The 18,749-nt window shown below is 37.0% G+C and carries 14 protein-coding genes; 3 read left to right on the top strand and 11 right to left on the bottom strand.

All coding sequences use genetic code 11. From position 1 onward, the window contains the following. From Q0976_RS23425 to Q0976_RS23375, 11 genes are all read right to left on the bottom strand, one after another. On the bottom strand, nt 1-977 hold a 977-nt coding region (locus Q0976_RS23425), incomplete at its 3' end, for a hypothetical protein (RefSeq protein ID WP_299497194.1). Nucleotides 978-992: 15 nt separating this feature from the next. Next, nucleotides 993-1,634: a hypothetical protein gene (locus Q0976_RS23420; RefSeq protein ID WP_299497192.1), complete on the bottom strand. Its 642-nt coding sequence runs from the start codon at nt 1,632-1,634 to the stop codon at nt 993-995. A 619-nt stretch (nt 1,635-2,253) separates the two neighbouring features. Further along, nucleotides 2,254-3,774 carry a type VI secretion system tip protein TssI/VgrG gene (gene tssI / locus Q0976_RS23415; RefSeq protein ID WP_299497190.1) on the bottom strand — a complete coding sequence of 507 codons (1,521 nt, stop codon included), beginning with the start codon at nt 3,772-3,774 and terminating at the stop codon, nt 2,254-2,256. A 41-nt stretch (nt 3,775-3,815) separates the two neighbouring features. Continuing rightward, nucleotides 3,816-6,425: a type VI secretion system ATPase TssH gene (gene tssH, locus Q0976_RS23410; protein WP_299497188.1), complete on the bottom strand. Its 2,610-nt coding sequence runs from the start codon at nt 6,423-6,425 to the stop codon at nt 3,816-3,818. Between the two features lie 17 nt (nt 6,426-6,442). Then, complete coding sequence (gene tssG / locus Q0976_RS23405; protein WP_299497186.1) at nt 6,443-7,465, bottom strand: type VI secretion system baseplate subunit TssG; 1,023 nt, start codon at nt 7,463-7,465, stop codon at nt 6,443-6,445. 174 nt (nt 7,466-7,639) lie between these two features. Beyond that, nucleotides 7,640-8,062: a type VI secretion system baseplate subunit TssE gene (gene tssE / locus Q0976_RS23400; RefSeq protein WP_299497184.1), complete on the bottom strand. Its 423-nt coding sequence runs from the start codon at nt 8,060-8,062 to the stop codon at nt 7,640-7,642. A 97-nt stretch (nt 8,063-8,159) separates the two neighbouring features. Further along, on the bottom strand, nt 8,160-8,654 hold the full coding sequence (gene tssD, locus Q0976_RS23395; RefSeq protein ID WP_299497182.1) for a type VI secretion system tube protein TssD: 495 nt from the start codon (nt 8,652-8,654) through the stop codon (nt 8,160-8,162). 422 nt (nt 8,655-9,076) lie between these two features. Further along, entirely contained in the window at nt 9,077-10,552 is a 1,476-nt protein-coding gene (tssC, locus tag Q0976_RS23390) for a type VI secretion system contractile sheath large subunit (protein ID WP_299497180.1), read from the bottom strand. 12 nt (nt 10,553-10,564) lie between these two features. After that, nucleotides 10,565-11,056 carry a type VI secretion system contractile sheath small subunit gene (tssB, locus tag Q0976_RS23385; RefSeq protein WP_299497178.1) on the bottom strand — a complete coding sequence of 164 codons (492 nt, stop codon included), beginning with the start codon at nt 11,054-11,056 and terminating at the stop codon, nt 10,565-10,567. A gap of 26 nt (nt 11,057-11,082) precedes the next feature. Next, nucleotides 11,083-12,777, bottom strand: coding sequence for a TssA family type VI secretion system protein (locus Q0976_RS23380; protein ID WP_299497176.1), 1,695 nt, complete (start codon nt 12,775-12,777; stop codon nt 11,083-11,085). A 903-nt stretch (nt 12,778-13,680) separates the two neighbouring features. Then, nucleotides 13,681-14,535 carry an endonuclease/exonuclease/phosphatase family protein gene (locus Q0976_RS23375; protein WP_299497174.1) on the bottom strand — a complete coding sequence of 285 codons (855 nt, stop codon included), beginning with the start codon at nt 14,533-14,535 and terminating at the stop codon, nt 13,681-13,683. Between the two features lie 248 nt (nt 14,536-14,783). Here Q0976_RS23375 and cls point away from each other — a divergent pair, with 248 nt between their 5' ends. The 3 genes from cls to Q0976_RS23360 all read left to right on the top strand — a co-directional run. Beyond that, a complete protein-coding gene (gene cls / locus Q0976_RS23370; protein WP_299497172.1) occupies nt 14,784-16,241 on the top strand; it encodes a cardiolipin synthase in 1,458 nt (485 codons plus the stop codon). A gap of 288 nt (nt 16,242-16,529) precedes the next feature. Beyond that, nucleotides 16,530-17,162: a hypothetical protein gene (locus Q0976_RS23365; protein WP_299497170.1), complete on the top strand. Its 633-nt coding sequence runs from the start codon at nt 16,530-16,532 to the stop codon at nt 17,160-17,162. Nucleotides 17,163-17,246: 84 nt separating this feature from the next. Further along, nucleotides 17,247-18,749 (top strand): Ig-like domain-containing protein (locus Q0976_RS23360; protein WP_299497168.1); only part of this gene is annotated, 1,503 nt, incomplete at its 3' end.

Genomic DNA, 18,749 nt, shown 5'->3' with positions numbered 1-18,749 from the left:
TCACTTGAATCGTCATCTGTCTCATCACTTGAGTCGTCATCAGTCTCATCATCTGTCTCATCATTTGAATCGTCATCAGTCTCATCACTTGAATCGTCATCAGTCTCATCACTTGAATCGTCATCAGTCTCATCACTTGAATCGTCATTTGAATCGTCATCTGTCTCATCACTTGAATCATCATCTATCTCGTCATTTGAGTCATCATCTGTCTCATCACTTGAATCATCATCTGTCTCGTCATTTGAGTCATCATCTGTCTCGTCACTTGAGTCATCATCTGTCTCATCACTTGAGTCATCATCTGTCTCGTCATTTGAGTCGTCATCAGTCTCATCACTTGAATCATCATCTGTCTCGTCATTTGAGTCATCATCTGTCTCGTCATTTGAGTCATCATCTGTCTCGTCATTTGAGTCATCATCTGTCTCGTCATTTGAGTCATCATCTGTCTCATCACTTGAATCATCATCTGTCTCATCATTTGAGTCGTCATCTGTCTCATCACTTGAGTCATCATCTGTCTCGTCACTTGAGTCATCATCTGTCTCATCATTTGAGTCATCATCTGTCTCATCACTTGAGTCATCATCTGTCTCATCATTTGAGTCGTCATCTGTCTCATCACTTGAGTCATCATCTGTCTCATCACTTGAGTCATCATCTGTCTCATTACTTGAATCGCCTACTTCGTCACTAGAACCGTCATCGGTTTCATTATTAACGCAATCATCATTGTCATTAGCGTCTTTATCGTTATCTTCCCCTCTATGATTATCATGCCCTTTATCACTTCCATGATCCCCTCGAGAGTCTTGCCCCTTCTGTCCATCATTATGACGGCCATTATGTTGCTCACTGCCAGATTGGGGAGAGCTTGAATGACTCTTCTGATGGTTAGACTCAGCATGATTATTACCACTGATATTATTCTGCTGATTGGTATTGCTATTACTTAAATGACTCGTATTATCCATGCCTACTCCAAATCATTAGTTCAAAAATTTGACTGCTGCAATTTCTGTTTGGCTCATTCGGCTCGATATTTCATTGTTATATGTATTAATATCATTAACAAAATTTGAAAGAGTAGTATTCTTCTCACCAATATAACTCAGCTCGTTAGTCATATCATTAACTGCCTGGTTTGTTTCATTAGTCCTATGCTTAACAATCAGTGCACGTACTCTGGCATCTTTCGCCAGAAGATTTGACTCACTTTGAACATTCTTCACTTGATCAAGTACAACCTGAGCTTTTGATGCAATTTGATTAAACTCATCTAACTTTAAAGAAAAGTTATTTATTACTTTATCTAACTTGGCTGCATAAACTTTATCTTCACTGGCTACTATTTTTTTTCCTGAAACTTTGTACGCAAACTTGCTCATGGAAATATCTTGTTTCGCCAATTTAAGTGTTGTTTTAAATGTTAATGCCGCAAGAGAACATTTTACGCCGACCGTGGCATTCCATTCACTTCCCATAAAAAGGAAAAAATTTTCCCCTAAAGATTGGAGGTGCTTAACTCCCACCGTCATACCATAATAATTTTGTGCCGTAATTTTCGCCCCCGAAAACCCCCAGCTCGTTCGTTCATCTATTCCGCCATTGGACTCAAGTGGTGATGTCATTAATCTTCCCCCTAAAAAACAGCACAATAATCATTAATAAATCAGGATTTAACATTTGTGATAAAAAATGATTTATGCCATCAATAATGTGAAATTCAAAAGTAATAAATAAACAATACTGATTTAAATCCGCCCAAGATGTTGTATTTTTCTATATAAGTTACTATAAAACTTACCACAAGTTAGACTTAAGTCGTAGCTGTAATATGGTTGATAATGTTAAATCCTATACCAACAAAATATAATCATTAAATTTTAATTATATAAATATCAGAACACTCACCACAGAAAGCAAAACAGCAATAAAAACGCAACAAATAGTCAAACAATAAAAACAAATAATGTTCTGCATATTAAATAAATATAAAACCTAAAATATTATTAACGAATTGACTACATGAAATAGATTGAAAACATGGTGGGATAACGAAGAAGGAAGAATAATAATAGGATTAAAGCATACAAATAGAAAACACAAAATAATAAAAGTAAATAGATGTTAATTTAACAATATACCTCGCTTTTTTATCAAAAAAACCTTAACACTACAAATGTTAAGGTTTTTATTTAATTAATCAGTTAATCAGTTAATCAGTTAATCAGTTAATCAGTTAATCAGTTAATCTAAGTTGAAATTACCGAACTGAATACTACACCCTTCACTTTCAAGAGAAATAAATTTTCCGCCGGAAGAATCATTCATCACCATTTTATTACCACTTGCAGATTGAATCACATTTTCATTCGAATTTGAATCTGTCACTAAACTGGGATTTTCGGGATTCGGCGCTGTCGATAAAATAAGAGGACAATCAGGATCCCCACCTTCAAAAGTTAATATTACTTCCGTCCCTTTCAGCAAAGGAAAATGCATACCATGCCCACTCCCGCCATAAGGTTGTGCCATTCTTACCCAATAGGATGCTTGTCCATCTTCCGTTTCAGATAAATCAAAGGGAAATTTCACTTTATAACGACCTTCATCATCAAGCATTGCGCTAGAACTAGCTGAATCGATAACAGCATGTGTTGTTCCGTGTACTTTAGGTAAGGGGGTTTTCAATGCATCTCTATATGGCAAACTAGCAGATATACAACTAAAAGTATTCACATAAGGCAATTTATCAGAATTAGAGTAAAGTGTCTGATTGTGTCCCTCATGGCTAATAGATGTTACAAGATATTGTTTATCAAAACTTTTAATTACATAACCTTTCAAATTAAATAAATAGCCCGGTTGCAACCAAGAGACAAAACTCTCTCCAGTACAGAGATTAGCATCGCAGTTAATCTGCTCCGCTCTAATCGTTGCTATCTTATCTGCATGAGCTTGACAAAGGTAACTATCTCCGTAACTATAAACTTGACCAATGCCATTTTCAGACACAGGGGCTTTTCCTTCTGGCGGTAAATCTGGACGACTGTACAAATAGCCTTTAAATAAAATATCCTTAGGTTGCCTTACTAATTTAGTCACAAATTGCGAAATTAGCTCTGGCGCAATAGAAGCCTCATCACCATAATCACGGGTATAGCGAAGCGCATTGGTATCGGCCTTCTCTTGATGGATCATTTTCGTATCAGAAATATGTAATATTTCTTTATCAGATGTTTGCTCAAAATAATAAAATATACCTTCTTTTTCCATGAGCCGAGATATAAAGTCAAAAGAAGATTCATTATATTTACAAATAAAATCTCGTTTATCATATTCCTGAGACATATTGATCTGATATGAAAGCACAAGACCATTAGAGTCTCTATCATCGAGCACTGAGACAATGACATCTGGTATACTCTGCTCCAGAAATAATTGACTACCCTGCCCTAAATTTAAAGCCCATAGCTTTGGTACTAACTTTACAGCTAAGTTTAATTGTCCAGATGAATCACCTAACAGTGACACTTCAGCCAAAATACCATGAAATATTTGAGGTTGCTGACTTCCAACCTTAAAACTAAAACTCGCTTCAGAATGCAACAGAGAAGTAACATCTATATCATAGTCATCAGTTGTCAACACAATATCGAAATGATAGAGCGATGACATTGCTTCTTCACCCGTAAAAGAAACCACATTAAAACTACTTTCATCCCAATCAACTGCTTTGAAACTAAAATCAACCATTAATGTATTCATATTTGGCCCCTAGATCACTAATAAGAACAAAGAAAATAACTCTACTCACCAAATTTAAATGTAAACTCACCTTTCTGAATATTGAGAGTCACAACTTCAGGCATCTCACCTTGTCCCATTTGTGCCAGAACTTGACGAGATAATTCAGGTAATATGCTGCCATTTAAAATAAAATCAATATTACGTGCACCCGTTTCAACATCTGTACATCGTTCAGCTATTTGATCCACAACTGCTTTCGTATAACTAAACCGAGTACCATTGTTTTGCTGCAACATCTCAGCCAAACGCGTGAGTTTTAACTTAACCACTTCTTTTAACTGTTCACCCTGCAATGTTTTATAAGGCAATAAGTTCATACGGGCCAACAAAGCAGGTTTAAAGTATTCATTTAGCATAGGTCTTATGGTATCTGAAAGCATTTGACTCGTGATACCTTCTTGCTGGCTCAGCTCAACGATGACATCTGTTGCTAAATTACTGGTGAGCAACACCACAGTATTTCTGAAATTAATTTCTTTGCCCTCTCCATCACTTAAAGTACCTTTATCAAAAACTTGATAAAAAATATTCAAGATTTCAGGGTGTGCTTTTTCAACCTCATCGAGCAGAACAACACTGTAAGGTTGTTGCCTCACAGCCTCCGTTAACATTCCGCCTTCACCATAGCCAACGTATCCAGGAGGAGAACCAATCAAACGGCTCACGCTGTGTTTTTCTTGAAATTCACTCATATTAATTGTGATAAGATTCTTAGTCGAACCAAATAACAATTCAGCAAGCGTTAAGGCTGTTTCTGTTTTCCCCACCCCAGATGGCCCAACTAAAAGGAAAACTCCCATTGGCTGATCCGGCTTGGATAACCCCGATTTTGCCATACGTAACCCATCAGATAATGCAATAAGTGCATCATCTTGACCTTTAATCTGTGCTTGCATCGACTTATCTAAGTTCAAGAATACACTGGCCTGATCTCTCGCCATTTTCCCTAATGGGATCCCCGTCCAATCTGATACAACTTGCGCGATTAAATCAGGGGACACTTCATAATACATTAATGGCTCATCGCCTTGAATCGAAACCAAAGTTTCTTTCACTTCGGTCAAATTAGCCTTACTGATCTCAACCTCATCAGGTGTAGCTTCCGCCAAATGACGCCTAGCCAACAAAACCGCTTCAATAGCCTGCTTTTCTGTTTGCCAGCGTTGAGTTAATAAATCGAGCTCTATTCTATACTGCTCAATTTCAGCCTCTAATAAATCAATGCTCTCTTGCTCAATTAATTCGCCATTATCTAAATCTTTTTGTATGCCCTTTAAATTACGCTCAAGCGCTTGAATATGACGAGTGGTGTCCTCTACTTTTGCAGGCATCGCCTTTAAATTCACTTTAACACGCGCACAAGCAGTATCCATTAAATCAATGGCTTTATCTGGTAAAAAGCGGCCTGTTATATAACGATCACTAAAACTAGCAGCAGCGGCTAATGCATCATCACGAATTGCGACACCATGAGCTTTCTCGTAGTACTCTCTAAGGCCACGAACAATCAGTGTAGCCACCTCAACACTGGGCTCGTCTAACTTAACCAATTGAAAGCGTCTCGCAAGAGCAGGATCTTTCTCGAAATACTTCTTATATTCCCCCCAAGTCGTCGCAGCACAAGTCTTAAGTTCTCCACGTGCCAGAGCAGGTTTTAATAAATTGGCAGCATCAGAGGTACCCGCACTGCCACCGGCACCAATAAGTGTATGTGCTTCATCAATAAAAAGTATGATAGGTTTGACACTGGCTTTAATTTCATCAATCACGCCTTTAAGACGGTTTTCAAACTCGCCTTTCATCCCCGCTCCCGCTTCTAGCAAGGACATATCTAACCCTAATAAACGCACATCGGCTAACACATCAGGGACATCACCTTCAATAATACGCAATGCTAACCCTTCAATGACAGCCGTTTTACCCACACCAGGCTCACCGACCAAAATAGGGTTATTTTTACGACGGCGGGCTAAAATATCAACAATTTGTCTAATTTCTTCATCACGGCCAAAAACAGGATCCATACTGCCTTTTTGTGCTTTTGCAGTAAAATCAGTACAGAAACGATCAATAAAACCAGAACCTGAACCTGCATTTTCATCCCCTTTTTCATCCACAGAACTGGCTTCTGCCACTTCAGCTGAATCACGAACCAAAGAGAAAAATTGTTTCAATAGTACATTAAACGGTAAACCTCGAAGCGCATCAAACCAGCTTGCCTGGCCATAACTCATGGGCTTAGAAAGCAATACAAGCAATAAAGTTCCTGAACGTATTTGACTTAAATTTAAATCGACACTGGAAATCAGCCATGCATCGGTAAGTAAATCAATCAAGCGTGAAGAAAAAGCAGGTTTTGCGCTATTACCTGTTGCATTATCTTCTAAACTTCGATTTAAGGCTTGTATTAACTCCCCCACATCCACATTTTGTGATTCTAACAAAGGGCATAAATCCCCTTCTTTGGCTTCAAGACATTTTAATAACCAATGCTCAATGGTGACTTCATAATGCGTACGAGACATACAATACCCTGCCGCATTATGTAACGAATTACTGGAATAATAATTTAATTTTGACAGTAAGGTTTTTAAATCCACATTCATCATCAAGCATACTCTCCGTATTAATATTGCAATGGAAATGTCACAGTATCAGGCACCCCACCTAACCAAGTATTCATTCCCAACAGTGCACTTCTTTCATTGTTTAATTTAGGTGGTTCGATGGCATTTTTTGTCGGGCTTAAACACACACTCACATCAATTAAGTCATCGATATAATGACGTAAAATAACGCTAATACGTTTAAACAATTTTCCATTCGGCTGTAACGCTTTAAACTTCTTCGCATCATCGACCTGAATGACAATATGACAAGCCTGACTCATATCTTTACATTGAGTTCCTAAATATGTATCTTGTCCCAGATAGAGTTCTCCTCCACCTAAAACAGATTGTTGATCATTGGGAATATCAACCCAAGTTTCAACAAACTCTTTCACCCACACTTTATTGCTACTTTTATATCCGATTGGCTCATGGCTATGCTCAGATACAATATCATCAATAATGGCTTGTAACCCTTCAGAGGAGCGAGGTAATTGTGTTAACAATCCACTATAGCGTAATAATAATCCTGCATCTTCAGTATTATCTCTCATTGCCTGAGAGCCTAAACCGACAAAAGAAAATAACCGATCTAGGGTTTCAACATCTTGCTCTTCCAGTAATTTAGGCAAAAAGCGATATTTAGAGGAGGCCTGAAAGTACTGTTCGAAGAACATCTGATTAAAGATATCCAGAAAATCCCGACCGACACTCCGATCTTTAGATTGTTCTTCGAATAATTCTTCCGTGTAAAATGTTGGAATAGGCGAGCCAGCACCATATAGGCCAAACAAGTTTGTCGTTAACTGGCAATAATCACCTTGCTGCTCTAGCTGAATAATTTCTGTTGCTGAAAAGCCCAAAGACAAATTAGGTCTGATCCTAACTCTCTTCCTGCAATAATTTTTAACATCTGATTGGGATTGACTACGCAATAGTCGAATGGCTTGTACGAAATTATATTGTTCAGGGTATTGCATAAGATCTTGAATAAGATCAAATTGACCAGATTTAGACTTCGACTGTTTATTTACCATCATTATAACTCCCTCGGTCATCCATCATAACAACACACTTTCTCTATATTATACTTTTATTTACTTTATATTTAAATAAATGATAATAGTTCATACAGTTAGAAAGTTAAATATCCTTTTAATCTACATCAAAAAGTCAAATACACAGAATAAATAGCTCCATTACAACAAAATAGATTAAACTCTATTAACAATAATATTTCCATCTGCACCTAAAATTGTTTCAAAAACTAACCCTATTATTTCATTATTATATTTTATGTTAGCAGCAATCTTAAACATCAAAGATAAACGCTCAGACTCATGCAGCATTGAACTAACTTTGACATTATGAATTCTAGGCTCATATTTTAATATTTGTTCTTCAATAGTATGTTCTAAGTCTCTAAGTCCTTCTAGGTTTTCACTAAAACGAACAGCATTCAAATCAGGCATGCCAAAGTCAGTGACTGTTTGAGCCGTACCTTGTTGAGAGTTTAGTAGTAAAGAGAGGTATTTTGTAACTGATTGGTTCAAAACAACCAATTCATTTTCATGACTTTTATCTTTAGCCGCACTGCCTGCATTAATGACTCTTTCAAGCAAACGTTCAGAATACATATGATGTCTCCAGCAAACGACTCAAGAATTAAGCATAGAACAAGCTAGGTAACATAAAAAGACTACCTAGCTAACTTAATGGAACTAAATACTAAAATTATCCAGCAGTAGAATCATAAGCTGTTTCTAAATTGCCAGGAACTGAGGTATTTGTCATTTTAGTGTACACAATATCAACTCTCTCTAGTGTTCTAGAAACATGTTGACCGCTACTGTCAGTGTAGTCTTCTGGTACCAATGAAATCGCAGAGATTCTCGCATTTTCAAGAAGTAAAGTATAAACTTTATTAGAAGCTTGATCACCTGTTTGTTGATAAGTATCAATAGTTACAGATGTTATCAACTCATTAGTTGTAAACATTTTAATTAATAACGGAGAAGCACAATCTCTTACTTTGAAGATTGAGAAAGCACCATGTTTCTGATTACCTAAAGAAATGCTAGATGTATTATCTGGAGCTCTAGTCATTTCATGTTCTTCTTTTAAAACAACAATAGTATCGGCTTTACCATCACCAGATTGAGTAGATCCACCTTTCACAACTCCAGAAACAGAACCAACGACAGTAGCAAAATCTGTTGTATTTTTCATAAAAGCTTCCTCTAGTTAATATACGTCAGTAATACTCATTTAATATATGGTTTTAATAAAACTAAATACTTTATTAAAGTAAATATCAACCCTATATTTATATTATTAACAATCCTTTTTAAAACACACTTTAATATACACCCTATCCTTAAGCTGTCATTTTATTCTACTGATATTTTTTTATTAATCAAACAAATTTTTTCTTTATTTTTATTTTTATTTCATTCACCACTTTATTTATAAAGCTATAAAAATCAACTTATTAATACAATGGATATAATAAAAACAAATTAGCAACATTAAAAGTGAAATATTAATACAAAACTAAAGAGATATTTAATTTTAGTTTCAAACCCTATTAATTAGGAATATAAAATCATTGTTTAAAATGTCATTTTATATTCCTTAAATAAACTTAAAAATTAATCTTTATCCAATTTACCTACAAGCGATAAAGTGAATGATGCTCCCATATATTTAAAATGAGGTCGCGCGCTAATAGCTACTTGATACCAGCCTGGATCACCCGGTACATCGCTCACTGTAATTTTCGCCGCACGTAAAGGGCGACGGCTACGTACACTTGGCTCAGGGTTATCCATTTCAGTGACATATTGGCTAATCCACTTATTCAATTCTAAATCTAAATCTTGGCGCTCTTTCCAAAGACCAATATTTTCCCTTTGCAACACTTTAATATAATGGGCCAATCTATCCATTACCATCATATAAGGTAATTGAGTCGATAATTTATAATTGGTTTCTGCTTCTTTAGCTTCTGGCGAGTTACCAAAATGCTTAGGTTTCTGACAAGAATTAGCAGAGAAAAATGCCGCATTATCGCTGCCTTTACGCATAGTCAAACAAATAAAGCCTTCTTCAGCTAATTCATATTCCCGGCGTTCAGACACAAGAACTTGCGTTGGCACTTTAGTTTTAATCTCACCCATAGATTCAAATTGATGTACTGGCAAGTCTTCAACCGCTCCACCGCCTTGCGGGCCCACAATATTGGCACACCAACGATACTGTGCAAAACTATCTGTAATTCGATTGGCAAACGCAAAAGCAGTATTGCCCCAACAAAAGTCTTTATCGCCATTACTCACCGATTCATCATAATTGAATAATTTACTCGGATTTTCTTCTTGGCTATAAGGAAGACGCAATAAAAAGCGTGGTAAAGTCAACGCAACATAGCGGGAATCATCACTTTCTCTGAATGAACGCCACTTAGTGTATTGGGGTCCTTCAAATATCGCTTGCAAATCTTTCAAACGAGGCAGTTCTTCCCACTCTTGTATACCGAAAAACTCTGGCCCCGCAGCAGAAATGAATGGAGCATGACACATTGCAGATACTGAAGATAAGTTCTTTAATAGCGCCATATCAGGCGAAGAAGGACTAAAATCGTAATTGCCCACAATCGTGCCATAAGGCTGGCCACCAAATTGACCATATTCCGCAGTATAAGCCGTGCGGTATAAACCCGATTGGGTAATCTCTGGGCTGTCTTCAAAATCATCCATTAGATCTTGCTTAGAAATATTCACATATTCAACTTTAACATTTTCTCTAAAGTCAGTGCGATCGATTAAAAATTTAAGCCCTCGCCATGCACTTTCTAATTGTTTAAATTGATCATTATGTAAGATTTCATTCACTTGTGCTGATAATTGCTGATCAAGCTCACCTATCATAACATCCAGTAATTCACCTGATATTTTAGCGCCTTGTTTCTCAGGCTGAACTAAACCTTTCAGTAATTCCTGTAAACCTGTCCGTGTTACAGAGTAGGCTTGATCGTCAGGGCTCAAACGAGTTGCTTGAACAATATCATCTAATAAATTACCTTCTGAAACACCTGATGTTTGTTCAACTTCTTTTTGCTCAGCCATTTGGGCTTCTCCTTACTCTGCTTCGTCTAAACCAAGTTCTTTCATTAACGCATTGCGTGCAGAATCATCTTGAACCAAACTTTGAATTTTCTTTCTAAAATCTGGGATATTACTAAGTGGACTCTTAAGCGCTTTTAAGGCCTCTCTTAATTCAAGTAATTTAGAGAGTTCTGGCACTTGTTGAATAATTTGATCAGGTTCAAAGTCTTTCATGTTATTCAAGTCAAGTTTAACCGCCATTTCCTCATCTTCTTGCCCTGCAAGCTTAGCAGGAACGACTAAATCAACAGAAATCTTTTGTGCTTGCAACACATCATTAAAATTATCTTTATCAATATTAATAGGCTCCCTATCTTCAATAGCGCGATCATCTTGTGCTAATGTAAAATCCCCCATAACAAGAACTTTTAATGGCAATTCTACATCTTCTTGAGCATCGCCTGTATCAGGTTTATAAACAATATTAACCCTTTCTTTTGGTGCAATAGAACCTTTACTACTCATAATTATTCCTCATTAAATACTTAAATTTATTGATCCTGCTGCATCTTAATTGCCATAACAGGATCAATCATATTTACCTGTTTTAATATTTCATTCGACTGCTCTAAATTGTCTGCCGTACGCATCAATTCATATGCACAGCAAAGGATATCCAATGCTAATTTAGGAAGACATTCATTAAATTTATACCTATCAATATAATTTAAAGTGATATTGATATGTTCAATTGCTAAAAGTGTGCCACTTGCTTTATTCATAATTTTTGCAAGTAAAATTCTTACTTGGCATTCTTCAACTAAAGAAAAACTTTTAATAGATTGGGTTAACAACATAATCGCTTCATTAAACTGCCCATTCTCGCTTAATTGTTTCGATTCAAATAACAACTTCTCACAATCACTCGGTTCTTCCGTAATTTGTTCCTCTATGACTTCTATTGCTTCATTAGGTTCTTCCGCTGAATTTTTCCCTTTAAGACCTTCAATCCAATTAATTGTATCTGGACTAGCAAAAGCAGAACCATCAGCAAAACATAAATGTTTCAAATTAGGGAATCGATGTTCCAAATCTATCACCGCTGCCTCAATTACCAGTAATATATCTTCAAGACCTAAATTTTTTAATGCTATATAGCTATAATATGTCAAATCTAACCAAAAACAATATTGATTCACTCTAGCTTCACAAAAAGCAATGATCTCTTTATGAACGCCAGTCTCTCTAATAGCCCCACATTCCTGTAAATCGCTAACATTAGGTGATTGAACAACAGTAATAAAACCAGAATGAACTTCAGGTGATTGATTCATTCCCCCCCAGACAGCGATCCTCCTTAAATAATAACTAGTGCTATTAGTGATATCCTCATCAAAGAGTGTATCTGCTGAGCGTAATAACAAAGACATACCCACTTTGATATCTTCATCAGGTAGAGACATATCATCAATGACAGGAGTCAAAAGATCGGCCTGAGTATTAGACACCTTTTGTGGTTCAGCTTCTAACACTATCTGCTTTGTGGTTTGGTCTTCACCAATCTGCTTGTTTTCGATAGATTCAAGCAACGCATTATTTTCATCCGTCTCAACCTGACTTCTCCCATCACCCTGAACAGGTTCATTCAAAGTTTCACTCACACTTGTTTCTTCGAGGCTAACTTCTTCTACCACTTCTATAACAGGCAAACGCTTAATGCTGCTCGTTAAACCTCTCATAATAGGCGCATCATCGCAAGCCTCTATGAGTAATGCCTCAAATTCTGAAATAAGCTCAACGGCTTTATTAATTAACACCGAATCCAGCTCAGGGCCATCATAATGTTCAGCCCAACGATATGAGCCGTCTAACCACCATTGAATGGAATTCATTCTTCCTTTAATACGCCTAGCCGCTGGCCAAGCTGAGTCCCAGAAATGCTCGATTAATCCTTTAAATAATGTCGCTGAATCGACAATACCTTGAATACCTGCCAACTGAACTCGTGACATTCCCCAATAAGCAGCTACTTGAAAATGCTTAGATTTTTTAGATAAGATGTTATAGCCTAATGTCTCTATTGTCTTCCAGTTTATTTCTTCCCTTTCCGCAGAATAAGAATTCAGTTTTTCTATTTCTCGTTTTAAATTCTCAAAGTCATTATCAACGCTAATGTTATTTCCAGCAGGATGTTCCTCTGAAATGGGCGTAACGCCTAGAAGGGACAAATTATCTATATAAATCAATCCTTTACCTCTCTCTCAATTTATAGTTTTTACATTTTGACTGAAAAAGCTATTTTTTGAGTTTTTATACCAAACTTGAGTTTTTATACCATAACTAACGAAACAGTTTAAGCTAAAGCAATAAAACATTATTAATATATAGTTTTCATCCTAAAAAAATCCAATGCCCTTAAAGTTAACTTAACAAAACACCATTCCTAACGAGACAATAAAATCATAATATACACTAATAAAACTAGCTGGCTTAATTACTTAACTGTATATTGAAAGTAATACAGTCAGCCATCATAGACAAGCAATAAAAACTCATATCTCATTATGTTAAATTTAACCATTTTAAAAACTAAAAACAAAAATATAGTAATATCAATAAATTATAGAGAACCAATAAAAAAATTAAGTGCCTATTAATTTTATTTAATTCCTTAAAAAATCAACACAAAGATAAATCCATACCATATAAACACACTTAAGGAACAAGTAAAAAACATAAAAAAACACAAAACAAACAAATAGAGAACACAAAATCAAAATACACCCACTAAAACCCATATTTAATTGTAAATTCATATTTCAAAGCCAAGGTCAATTAACATAAAGTCTACGAGGAAAGAGATATTATTTATATTTATCAGTAAAATAAATAATACAGATAAAGTTAGAGTAATTAACCTAGTTTTATTTTTCTAATATAGAAATATTGGTATGGCATCGATTATCCAATATGAATATGACAAAATAATTAAAATAACCATGAATTACATTTAAAACAGAATATCTTTGTTTATAAATTCGAACACACCAATCACCGATTTATCATTTACCTTTTTATAGTGAGACAAGCTCACGCTGTTATACTATTCAACTTCTTACCATAAAAAGTGTGTGATAAAGATCAATACATTATTCAACAGTATTCAAATGAAACCTTGCAAGAATAGGTGAATGATCTGAAGCTTGTGTATGGAATGCATCTGCATGCACGAGTTTCATTTCTTTAAAAAATAGATGATCCAAAGGAAAATTGAATACAGCCACTCTTTGATCCACATCAAACACAGCTTCTGTTAATCCCCATTTTTGAGCAAACTCCTTCACTATCAATTGCCGCTCTAACCGCCAAGTATTAAAATCACCTGCTAAAATTGCTGGCCCATCATGCCTCTCAAAGGCATCAGAAATAGCATTAAACTGTTCTTTATAATGAATCAATCGCCAATCAAAATTGATACCATGAAGGTTAACAACCAATAATGTTTGATTATTTGACAATAAAAACTCAGATATCAACGTTGATTTTGGAAATCGGATCCAAGGCTCTGCTGACAACAAAGCACAAGTCCTTAAACTCATCGTATCGCTAATCGTCATCACCCCAACGGAAGAGCGACCCATTCGAAACGCTTCAGCCATAAAATAAAAAGAAGAAGATGCAGAGAGAAATTGTAACAAAGCAGAAGATAATTTAGCCTCTTGCAATAAAACCAAGTGATTAGTGCTAACCATTTGTTTCAATTCTATTAGCCAGTTTGATTTTTGTTGTTTATATATATTCCAAACCGCGATGCTTAATTGACCGCTTTGATCTATGCTTGCACCATTCGTCTGATAAAGACAAGGTTGCTCTACGACCCCACTTTCTTCATTACTTAAAACCTTAGGCATACCATTTAGCGAAAACACATAACTCATAACAAAATAACTAACCCAAAAAAAACCAACAACTGCAATAGCCATGATTTTTTTATGTTGAGTCATATGCACTATCGCCCTTTTATTTAAGAAACACCTCAGAAGTATATACCCAAAACCCCTCTTTGGAAGTCCGAAAAAAGACTCATTTCTACCGCGTATTATTTCAAAGTCAACCGACATTCTTTCGAAAAGTAGCTAATTCCTATTAACAACTCAGCATTAGGCTCCAATAATAATATTTATCGCTATCTTTTTAGTTAAAAAGAATCCACACTTCATATAGGACAATTCACTTATAATTAACGATATCAATGGAACGTTTTCATTATATTTTGACAATTATTGCGGTCTTCGCATACTGGATCTTAATTGCTGGTGTCACAGCTAGGATTATCTTCCAACGCCGAGCTATTGGCGTCTCATTCGCTTGGTTAATGGTCATTTATATTTTCCCTTTTGCAGGAATTATCGCTTATTTACTTTTTGGAGAACACAATATTGGCAGTAAACGAGCTGCCAGAACCCAAGAAATGTTTAAACCCTACCTTACTTGGTTTGATCACCTATTCCACTTAGAGCAGTATAAACCCCAGTTTATGAGTAGCTATAGTCGAAATATTAACGCACTTTGCATTAATCGCTTGGGGATCCCATCATTATATAACAATACCCTAAGCCTACTATGCGATCCTCACATTATCCTAAAAACCATTATTAAAGATATCCAACAAGCCAAACAGACTATTCACTTAGAGTTCTATATCTGGCACCCTGGTGGACTTGCTAATGACGTTGCTAATTCACTCATTGAAGCAGCTAACAGAGGCGTATCCGTTAAAATCTTATTAGATTCTGCTGGCAGTTTAGCTTTTTTCAAAACACCTTGGCCCCAATTAATGAAAAGTGCTGGGATCCAATTAGTTAAAGTCTTAGCCGTCACACCTTTTCGCGCTTTCATTCGACGTATTGATCTAAGAATGCATAGAAAAATTATTGTGATTGATAATAAAATTGGCTACACAGGCTCAATGAATTTAGTTGATCCCGATCACTTTAATATTCATTCCGGTGTCGGAAAATGGATCGATATTATGGTCCGACTAAAAGGTAGCAGTGTCCCTGTGTTAAACTGTATTCATGCTTGGGACTGGGAAGTCGAAACCAAATTCAGAGAATTACCAATATTACCCTCAAATATACCCACTCCTCCCTATCAATCCCCCAACTGCGTGCAAGTCATTCCATCAGGGCCTGGAGTTCGTGACGAAATCATCCACCAAGTACTGTTACAGAGTATTTATCAAGCTCAAACGAGTATTACTATCACAACACCTTATTTTATTCCCAGCGAACAACTCATTTTTGGCTTGATCAGTGCAGCGCAAAAAGGAATTGATGTTCGTATTATTATTCCAGCTAGAACGAACTCAATCATGGTAGAATGGGCCAGCCGCTCTTTCTTTACCGAATTACTCCAAGCAGGGGTCAAACTTTACCGCTTTCAACAAGGATTGCTCCACACTAAATCCGTTGTGATTGATGAGACATTAAGCTTAATAGGAACAGTAAACTTAGATATGCGCAGTCTATGGCTCAATTTTGAAGTCACCTTAGCCGCTGAAGAACCTCACTTTACTCAAGAACTCGTCTCATTACAGCAAGATTATATCGATGATTCAATTCAAATTGATATTGAGTCTTGGGGGCACCGTGCTTTATGGAAGCGTATTGTTGAACAATTTTTTTATCAGTTCAGCCCCTTACTGTAATGGCGCATTATCAATAAAATGTCGCGTTAATCTCTTTCCCTTCACCACTCTCACTATCCCCAAGTGGCATGACAATACAGAATTCCGCTAGCATAAAAAAGTGCTTTTAAATATGGTGGTTAATTAGATCCTAATTCATTGATATATCAGAAGGTACAATCATATACCTCATATAAAGAGCATGTTCTTTTGCTCTTCAACCTATTAATTAAACCCATTTTTGAGTAAAAAAATAGCTTTCATTCATTATCTTTCTATACTTCATATAAATTAATAGAAAGGTAATGAATGATGAAAGCAACTTGGATGCTCCCTATATTATTAATCTCAGGCCAAAGCATTGCTCAAACTCCCCCTCCTCAAACATCATCAAGTCTCTTTACACTTGATAAACTCACCATAGCAGCAGGATATAGCAAAGCCTACAACAGCAAAAACCAACGCTATGGAACAGTAGACGGCTCCTATCGATATGACAATAGTGGCGCCGCGTATAACTTGAATATATTGTCAGCTAAAAAATTAGCTGATCTTTATCAGCCCTATCTCGATTATGCCTTACTGGAGCACAGTGATAGGAATATTCACCTGTTTACCACGGGGATCAGACACGACTTTACCTTTGAGCAAAAAGAATTATTACTGCACCTTTCTGGTGGGATTGGTTTAGCTTATGCCGATTGGAAAAAAAGCCCTATTGCTGGGTTTGACATCGAATCTAAAAGTGCAACAAGCTTAAGTGGCTCATTCGCTGCGGGTATGTCCTATGTGTTTTCCGAACACATGGGTGTCGATTTGAGTGTCCGTTACGATGTGTATGATTTGAACCTTAACGTCAATGATTATGCAGGCAAAGATACCATAAAAGATTTTGGCTCCTTAAGTGTCATGCTTGGCTTTGTCATTCAATTTGAACAATAAATAATATGTAGCATAACCAATATCTCCTCATTCCAACATCAGCCGTATCCAATGCTGGAACAATTTAAAATAAAGGATAAGCTGATGACTTCGTTAACAAAATGTCTCATTTTATTTTTATCTCTCTTCATGCTCACGGCATGTGATAGTTCTGATGCTGATAGAGATGATATTTCCAGCCTCGCCCTCACTCCAAGTGTTGCATACGTCAATCTCAATGGCACTCAAACTTATACGCTCGTTGCTACCTATAGCGATAATAGTACTTCAACAGTCACCAGTTTTGCAGATTGGAGTAGCAGTGATACAGCCATTGCCACCATTGATACCGGTGTTGCTACAGGGGTCAGTGAAGGAGAGGTTACTATCACCGCCAGCCTGAACGGGGTCAGTACCACTGCAACACTGTACGTTGAAAATCCGGCCCCAACATCTTTAGTCATCACGCCTGTTAATCAAACGACTCAGCAAGGTACACAGCTTCAGTATACAGCAACCTTATATTACGATGATTATACCAGTTTAGATGTCACTGATGCGACTGAAACAGTATGGAGCAGTAGCGATACAAGTTGCGCCACCATACAAAGTACAGGAGATACCTTACCAGGACTTGCTCAAGCACTAACGGTCACAGCAGATTGTGAAACAACCATTAATGCAATCTATAACAATGCAGAAGCACTATCTGATACGACAATGCTATCGGTTAGCGCAGTCATCGCTGACAAAGTTATCATCACTCCAGTAGATGACTCCATTGCAAATGGACAAGAGCTGCAATATACAGCCACAGTAACTTACAATGACAACTCAACCTACGATGCCACAACGGATACAAATACCACGTGGTCAAGCAGCACTCCCAGTACTGCCACCATAGGAGAAGACACTGGCTACGCAACATCCGTCGCTGTAGGTCACACAACGATAAGTGTCTCTTTTTCAGACCTAGATGATTCAACTTCTCTTACCGTAACAGATAAAACAATACATTACCTTACCGTCACCCCGCAAGGCCAAACCATCGGCAAAGGCGCTGAGCAACAATACATCGCAACAGTAACTTACACCGACGGTGCGACTTATGATGCGACAACAGATACTAAAACATCTTGGTCGAGCAGTGTTACAAGCATCGCAACTATTAGTAATGAGAAACCAAATAAAGGGCTTGCTCAATCAATAGCAACAGGTCAAACGGACATTAAAGCCTCTTTTTACGGGCTTGAAAACAGCAGTACCTTAACCGTCACCAGCGCGACCCCCGATTACATCACTGTTGCCCCGCAAAACCAGACTGTGGGCAAAGGCGCTGAGCAACCATACACCGCCACCCTCACCTATACCGATGGCTGGACAGAAGATGTGACCTATAGCAGTAATACATCGTGGTCCAGTGATACTCCGGCGGTCGCCATTGTGGTTGAAGGCCACGCTAAAGCGTTAACGGAGGGAAGTGCAAACATCATTGCCCACTACCAAGTCGACAGTGACACCACCTTACTGGACAGCAGTACCTTAACCGTCACCAGCGCGACCCCCGATTACATCACTGTTGCCCCGCAAAACCAGACTGTGGGCAAA

The sequence above is a fragment of the uncultured Shewanella sp. genome, from assembly GCF_947501665.1.
Classification (GTDB): Bacteria; Pseudomonadota; Gammaproteobacteria; order Enterobacterales; family Shewanellaceae; genus Shewanella.
This window is presented reverse-complemented; position numbering and strand designations above follow the sequence as displayed.

Bases quoted from the DNA above. Each gene is read 5' to 3' on its own strand.
- Q0976_RS23420 (WP_299497192.1), bottom strand. From the start codon at position 1,634: ATGACATCACCACTTGAGTCCAATGGCGGAATAGATGAACGAACGAGC.
- tssI (WP_299497190.1), bottom strand. From the start codon at position 3,774: ATGAATACATTAATGGTTGATTTTAGTTTCAAAGCAGTTGATTGGGAT.
- tssH (WP_299497188.1), bottom strand. From the start codon at position 6,425: ATGATGAATGTGGATTTAAAAACCTTACTGTCAAAATTAAATTATTAT.
- tssG (WP_299497186.1), bottom strand. From the start codon at position 7,465: ATGATGGTAAATAAACAGTCGAAGTCTAAATCTGGTCAATTTGATCTT.
- tssE (WP_299497184.1), bottom strand. From the start codon at position 8,062: ATGTATTCTGAACGTTTGCTTGAAAGAGTCATTAATGCAGGCAGTGCG.
- tssD (WP_299497182.1), bottom strand. From the start codon at position 8,654: ATGAAAAATACAACAGATTTTGCTACTGTCGTTGGTTCTGTTTCTGGA.
- tssC (WP_299497180.1), bottom strand. From the start codon at position 10,552: ATGGCTGAGCAAAAAGAAGTTGAACAAACATCAGGTGTTTCAGAAGGT.
- tssB (WP_299497178.1), bottom strand. From the start codon at position 11,056: ATGAGTAGTAAAGGTTCTATTGCACCAAAAGAAAGGGTTAATATTGTT.
- Q0976_RS23375 (WP_299497174.1), bottom strand. From the start codon at position 14,535: ATGACTCAACATAAAAAAATCATGGCTATTGCAGTTGTTGGTTTTTTT.
- cls (WP_299497172.1), top strand. From the start codon at position 14,784: ATGGAACGTTTTCATTATATTTTGACAATTATTGCGGTCTTCGCATAC.
- Q0976_RS23365 (WP_299497170.1), top strand. From the start codon at position 16,530: ATGATGAAAGCAACTTGGATGCTCCCTATATTATTAATCTCAGGCCAA.